Origin of the sequence: Roseofilum halophilum BLCC-M91 (assembly GCF_030068445.1) — a bacterium.
Taxonomy (GTDB): domain Bacteria; phylum Cyanobacteriota; class Cyanobacteriia; order Cyanobacteriales; family Desertifilaceae; genus Roseofilum; species Roseofilum halophilum.
In genome coordinates, this window is record NZ_JAQPOK010000163.1 from 1 (window position 1) to 6,131 (window position 6,131).

The following is a 6,131-nucleotide window of genomic DNA, read 5'->3' on the forward strand; positions in this document are numbered from 1 at the left end:
CAATTGGGAGAGTAAACCCAAGGCAGATGGATGGGTTGGGGGTTCTGAGGATGGCTCGAAAATCAGATCGATAGAGAGGGTTTCCCCTGGAATTTCTCGGCTAATTTCCACCGTTCCCAGGGGTTCGAGCAGTTCTTTGAGGTATTGCTTGGCAAATTGATCGTGAGGTTGGCGTGTCACTACAAGAGAGCATTTGGGTAGGATTAATACTCTATTTTATGACAGTTGGCGATAAAACTCCGTTTCGCTTCGCGATCGCCTGCTCATCCCAAGACCAAGATAGGAGCCAAGATCTCCTTATCCATTCCCAACCCGCTTAAACCTTGATATAATAAGCAATTCACTTCCCTGTATTCTCGGCGAAAAAAGCCAAAAACCCGATCGCTCTCACCATCGGGTAAACATCAATGTTAGGATTGCCACAGAGAAGAAACGAAAGATGTGTCAATAAAAGGTAACGAATTGCATGGTAGAGATAGATAAGTCAATATCCTTTGACGGACGGGATATTCGGCTAAAAGTGGGAATTCTTGCGCCTCAAGCTGGTGGTTCAGTTCTGATCCAATCGGGAGATACGGCAGTTTTAGTGACGGCAACTCGTGCCGAAGCACGGGAAGGAATCGATTTTCTTCCCCTATTGGTGGACTATGAAGAGCGACTCTATGCCGCCGGACGAGTACCGGGTGGATTTTTGCGTCGAGAAGGAAAACCCTCCGAAAAAGCCATCTTAACCAGTCGCTTAATCGATCGCCCCCTGCGTCCCCTGTTTCCTTCCTGGTTACGGGATGATATTCAAGTCGTGGCCACTACCCTGTCCATGGATGACCGGGTTCCCCCCGATATTTTAGCCGTCACGGGGTCATCTCTAGCGGTGATGTTAGCGAAAATTCCCTTTAATGGGCCCATGGCTGCTGTACGGGTAGGCTTAGTGGGCGATGATTTTGTGATTAACCCCACCTATACAGAAGTGGAAAATGGTGACCTGGATCTAGTGGTAGCTGGCTCACCCGATGGCGTGATTATGGTCGAATCTGGTGCGAATCAACTGCCAGAGCAAGATATCATCGAAGCGATCGATTTTGGGTACGAAGCCGTTGGTGACTTAATTAATGCCCAACGGGAATTAATGGCGGATATGGGCATCGAATTAGTCACCGAAGAACCGCCAGCAGAAGACCCCACCCTGACCAATTTTATTAGCGATCGCACCACGGAGAAAATTAAAGGAGTCCTCTCCCAATACGACCTGGATAAACCCAGTCGCGATCGACTCCTGGACGAAATTAAAGAAACCGAAGTCTCCTCGGCGATCGCCGAATTGCCAGAAGAAGACCCCATTCGTCAAGCCGCAGAAGCCAATGAGAAGGCGATCGGTAAAACCTTCAAAAGCTTGACGAAGAAACTGATGCGTAAACAAATTGTGGACGAGGGAGTGCGTGTCGATGGACGCAAACTCGATGAAGTTCGCCCCATCTCTTGCATGGTTGGTCTCTTGCCTCCTAGGGTTCACGGTAGCGCCCTCTTTAACCGAGGATTAACCCAAGTGATGTCCATCGTCACCCTGGGAACCTCCGGCGATGCCCAAGAACTCGATGACTTGCATCCCGATGCCCAAAAACGCTATATCCATCACTACAACTTCCCCCCCTACTCCGTTGGCGAAACCAAACCCATGCGATCGCCCGGTCGTCGGGAAATTGGCCACGGCGCTCTAGCAGAACGGGCCATCATGCCCCTATTACCGCCAAAAGAAGACTTCCCCTACGTGATCCGAGTCGTCTCCGAAGTCCTTTCCTCCAACGGCTCGACCTCCATGGGATCGGTTTGTGGCTCCACCCTGAGCCTCATGGATGCCGGTGTCCCCATCTCTAAACCTGTGAGCGGTGCGGCTATGGGTCTGATTAAAGAAGGAGACGAAGTTCGTATCCTCACCGATATTCAAGGCATCGAAGACTTTCTTGGTGATATGGACTTTAAGGTAGCCGGTACAGACTCCGGGATTACCGCCTTACAACTGGATATGAAAATTACGGGCTTACCCGTAACTATCATTGCCGATGCCATCAAACAAGCCAAACCTGCTCGGCTACATATCCTCGAAAAAATGCTGTCTACCCTCAGCACCCCCCGCGAAAGCTTATCCTCCTATGCCCCTCGGTTAATTAGTTTCAAAATTGACCCAGAAAAAATTGGTTTGGTCATTGGCCCTGGAGGAAAAACCATTAAAGGCATTACCGAACAAACGGGAGCCAAAGTCGATATCGAAGATAACGGCACGGTCATGGTCTACAGCTTGGATGCCGAAAAAGCCCAACAAGCCCAATACCTGATTGAAAGCATGACTAAAACCCTCACGGCAGGGGATGTCTATCTGGGTAAAGTCACTCGCATTATTCCCATTGGCGCATTCGTGGAATTATTTCCCGGTAAAGAAGGAATGATCCATATTTCCCAGTTGGAAGATCGGCGAGTGGGTAAAGTCGAAGATGTGGTAGCTGTCGGTGATGAAGTGATTGTTAAAGTCCGCGAAATTGATAATCGAGGACGCATCAATCTCACCCGCTTGGGGATTCATCCAGAGGAAGCAGAAAAAGCGAGAAAAGAGGTTAAATCCTTTTAGCACTCGATCGCCCAGCGACTCCGCAGGAGTATCGCAACTTTTGCTCGTCAATCCTCGATAGTCAACTGTTCATTGGGTATGGGAGGAACCGTAGAGAAGACGTTTCGGCTCTTTGCCGACATCAAAAGCAACTTATCCTGACTCGGATACTCAACGCTGTCAAAGAAAGAGATAAAGTGTTGTTCGTATCTAGCTGCTATGAGTCACCATGGTTTATTGGCCCTCAGTCTACTGGCCCAAGGGACAGTAGCCGATCTGGGCGACGGACTTCTCACCGTTCCCAAAATTGATGAGTTAGACCCTCCCGTACCCCAAGCATTCTCCGAGCAGTCTTGGGCACAAATCGTTGAGGAAGTTTTGGACGATTTGCCCAAGGTTGATGACTTTCAACCCCAGTTTAGTTCAGTAGAAACTTTAGTTTCTAAGTCAAATTTAGATCGACTTGAAAACTTCCCTTCCTTCCCTCCTCAACCGCCGAAAGCCCCTACGCCCCTTCCCTGGCGACCGGTATCGGGCATACAACTTTATCAACAACGACTGGCGGCGTTGAAAGCTGGTCAAATTTATACTCGTCTGCCTGCGGATAGCTTTGTCGAGCGCTGGGCAAAAGCCACCGAACACCCCACCCATCAACAATGGCAATGGTTGCTAGAGCTAGAGGCTAAGGCGATCGCCACCGGTCAAGGAACAAATCGCCTCAATGTCTTAGTGGGAGACTCCCTCAGCGTCTGGTTTCCCCATGAACAACTCCCCCCAGGCAAATTATGGCTCAATCAAAGTGTCTCCGGAGAAGCAACTCGCCATATTCTTAAACGGTTGCATTTCTTCAATGCTACCCAACCCGATCGCATTTTTGTCTTATCCGGAATTAATGATTTGCGTCAGGGAGTCACCAATGAGGTGATTATCCAAAACTGGCGCACCCTGGTGCAAACCTTGCGCCAAAACCATCCCCACTCAGAAATCGTTCTCCAGTCCTTGTTACCCACCCGGTTAGCTGCTATTCCTAATGAGCGCATTCGTCATCTTAATGGGCATTTAGCGGCGATCGCCCATCAACAAGGAGCCACCTATCTCGATCTCTATCCCCTGTTTACCGACAACCAAGGAAACCTCGATCGCCACTTGACCACCGATGGCATTCACCTGAGTCGCCAAGGTTACAGCATTTGGCAACAAGCCCTCACAGACTATGAAAATCCCCAGCGCTTAGATCGAAGCTATCATGCCACTGATGTAGATGGGGAGATGGGGGGATAGGGAGATGGGGAAGCTTTTGCCTTTTGCCTCTTGCCTTTTGCCTCTTGCCTTTTGCCTATTCCCTCTCCCTACCGTTTTAAGTTCTCCAAACCCTGAGTGACTCGCGCTGAGTCAATGCGATCGCCCTGTTGAATTGTATCGACGACTTCCATCCCCTCGGTGACATAGCCAAAGACGGCATAATTGCCATCGAGAAAGGAAAGATCGGCCAAGGTGAAATAAAACTGGGAGGAAGCAGAATCGGGAAATTGCGATCGCGCCATTGCCACTGCGCCACGGGTATGCTGAAGTTCCGGAGGCTTATTGATTTGTGCCGCTGGCAACGTCCGGCTATAAACCGGCTCACTCTCACCTTCTGGGGTAATCTCCAGGGGAATTTGTCGTTCTTCTCCCGTTGCCGGATCGATAAATCCACCGGTTCCATTGCCAAGAGGATCGCCCCCTTGAACCACAAAGGGTTGAGGCTCCCGCACCACCCGATGAAACGTCAAGTTATCATAAAACCCGCGTTCGACTAAATCCACAAAGTTGCCTGCGGTTACCGGGGCTTTTGTGCCATCCACATTAATCGTAATTGGGGAGCCATTAACCGTCATCTGTACCGTTGCTTGACCCTCTAAACTAGGCAGTCCGTCAAAGGGGCGATCGGGATCGGCACTGGCAACTGGCGAAGCCGTAACGTCTGTAGCTGTGGGGGAGCCATCGGATTCCGGAGCAGAGAGGTCACCACTACATCCGGCGATCGCCAATACACTCAAGAGCATCAGTGAAATGACCCAATATTTTGGTCTAAGTTGCATAGGATAGGATTGATTTAATTTCTGTTACCAAGGCTACTCATTGATTCTACCGGACAGGGTTTTTTAGAGTCCTTCTAAAGGCACTTCTAAAAATCGGGCTAACTCGGCGGCTTGGTTTTCTAGGTCTGAAAGGCTTATGGGTTGTCCCACACGGGTTAAGGGGATATTACCTTTTCCTTTGACGCGCAGATAAATTTTCCGTTGAGGATTGAGTCCTTCTTTGATAATTACGCCCACGGCTTGAATATCGTCTAAGGGATAGGTCAAGTCAATTGTGCGGTTTTTGCCGGGAAAACCCCAACGAAAGATTTGAGCCTTACCCGTTTCGGCATTAAATTCGTTGTATCCGCCGCCCACATCCCAGAGAATCACCAGCCATAGATACAGAGCCAGCAATAATCCGGCACTACCATACAAGCCCATCACCAAACCTTGAGGCACAAACACTAGATCCGTGGGGTTGCTAAAAGGTATGAGGTTGACTTGTGAGTAGCTTGATATCCCTGCCAGTAAAAAGCCCGTTGCGCCAATCGAAATGATGGTCGCCCAAGCATAATTACTCAGTCGGCGCGAACCGAGAATGGATTGATGTAAAACTTTTTGGTTCGTTGGTGTGGAGGTTCCTTGTGCCGTCATAGGTCTGGGTAGAGTTGGATCGCTATACCAAATTAAGAGTGCTTTCTGATTCTACCTTAATCTTTGCCCACCGTTGCTAGAAGGCGATCGCTCTGCTGACCTCATCTAGCCCCTCTGTGTTCTCAGACAATCTGAGAATATGTGTGACATATTGTAAAAATTCTCAGATTGTTTATTATAGATAGTATGCGGAAAATCCAATCTCCTTAAGGAGTTGGATGCCTTTTCTGCTTTCTTGTGGTATGTTAAGAAAGATTAATTTGCCCCTGAGCCGAAGCTCCAGTGGCAAATTAATTAAAGTAATGGCTGTTCCTGAAAGTGGAGAGGTCTTAACCTCATAGGAAAAGACACTCAAGGATTTTACCACCGAGTTGTTAATTCCTTGAATATCCGCTCAGGAAACTTTTGGGAATTCATCCCCTGCAATTGATTTAAATTTGTAACGTCAGAGGATTTGCTCAATGACAATCGCAGTCGGACGCGCCCCCAGTGAAAGAGGATGGTTTGATGCCCTCGACGACTGGCTAAAGCGCGATCGCTTCGTCTTCATCGGATGGTCAGGACTCCTCCTGTTCCCCTGCGCCTACCTCTCCATCGGCGGTTGGCTCACCGGAACCACCTTCGTCACCTCCTGGTACACCCACGGACTGGCTTCTTCCTACCTCGAAGGCGCTAACTTCCTCACCGTAGCCGTATCTTCTCCCGCAGACAGCATGGGACACTCCCTGCTCTTCCTCTGGGGGCCAGAAGCCCAAGGAAACTTCGCTCGCTGGTGTCAGCTCGGTGGACTTTGGCCCTTCGTCGCTCTCCATGGA

Annotated in this window: 4 protein-coding genes and 2 pseudogenes; 3 read left to right on the forward strand and 3 right to left on the reverse strand. The window is 49.5% G+C overall.

Translation table 11 applies throughout. The features are described from left to right. A pseudogene (locus tag PJF56_RS21040) lies at positions 1–180 on the reverse strand (hypothetical protein); the annotation flags it as partial. A gap of 286 nt (positions 181–466) precedes the next feature. On the opposite strand from PJF56_RS21040, the gene PJF56_RS21045 reads away from it, so the two are divergent. Together PJF56_RS21045 and PJF56_RS21050 are read left to right on the forward strand one after the other, a co-directional pair. Continuing rightward, positions 467–2,620: a polyribonucleotide nucleotidyltransferase gene (locus PJF56_RS21045; protein ID WP_283764683.1), complete on the forward strand. Its 2,154-nt coding sequence runs from the start codon at positions 467–469 to the stop codon at positions 2,618–2,620. Positions 2,621–2,818: 198 nt separating this feature from the next. After that, the gene (locus tag PJF56_RS21050) at positions 2,819–3,880 is read left to right on the forward strand and encodes a GDSL-type esterase/lipase family protein (RefSeq protein ID WP_283764684.1); all 1,062 of its coding nucleotides are present in this window, start codon (positions 2,819–2,821) and stop codon (positions 3,878–3,880) included. 68 nt (positions 3,881–3,948) lie between these two features. Here PJF56_RS21050 and PJF56_RS21055 read toward each other — a convergent pair whose 3' ends face one another. Both PJF56_RS21055 and PJF56_RS21060 read right to left on the reverse strand, forming a co-directional pair. Then, positions 3,949–4,680, reverse strand: a complete 732-nt coding sequence (locus PJF56_RS21055; RefSeq protein ID WP_283764685.1) for a peptidylprolyl isomerase — start codon at positions 4,678–4,680, stop codon at positions 3,949–3,951. Between the two features lie 63 nt (positions 4,681–4,743). Continuing rightward, a complete protein-coding gene (locus tag PJF56_RS21060) occupies positions 4,744–5,316 on the reverse strand; it encodes a photosystem I assembly protein Ycf4 (RefSeq protein ID WP_283764686.1) in 573 nt (190 codons plus the stop codon). Between the two features lie 461 nt (positions 5,317–5,777). On the opposite strand from PJF56_RS21060, the pseudogene PJF56_RS21065 reads away from it, so the two are divergent. Beyond that, positions 5,778–6,131 (forward strand): annotated as a pseudogene (locus tag PJF56_RS21065) (photosystem II D2 protein (photosystem q(a) protein)); the annotation flags it as partial.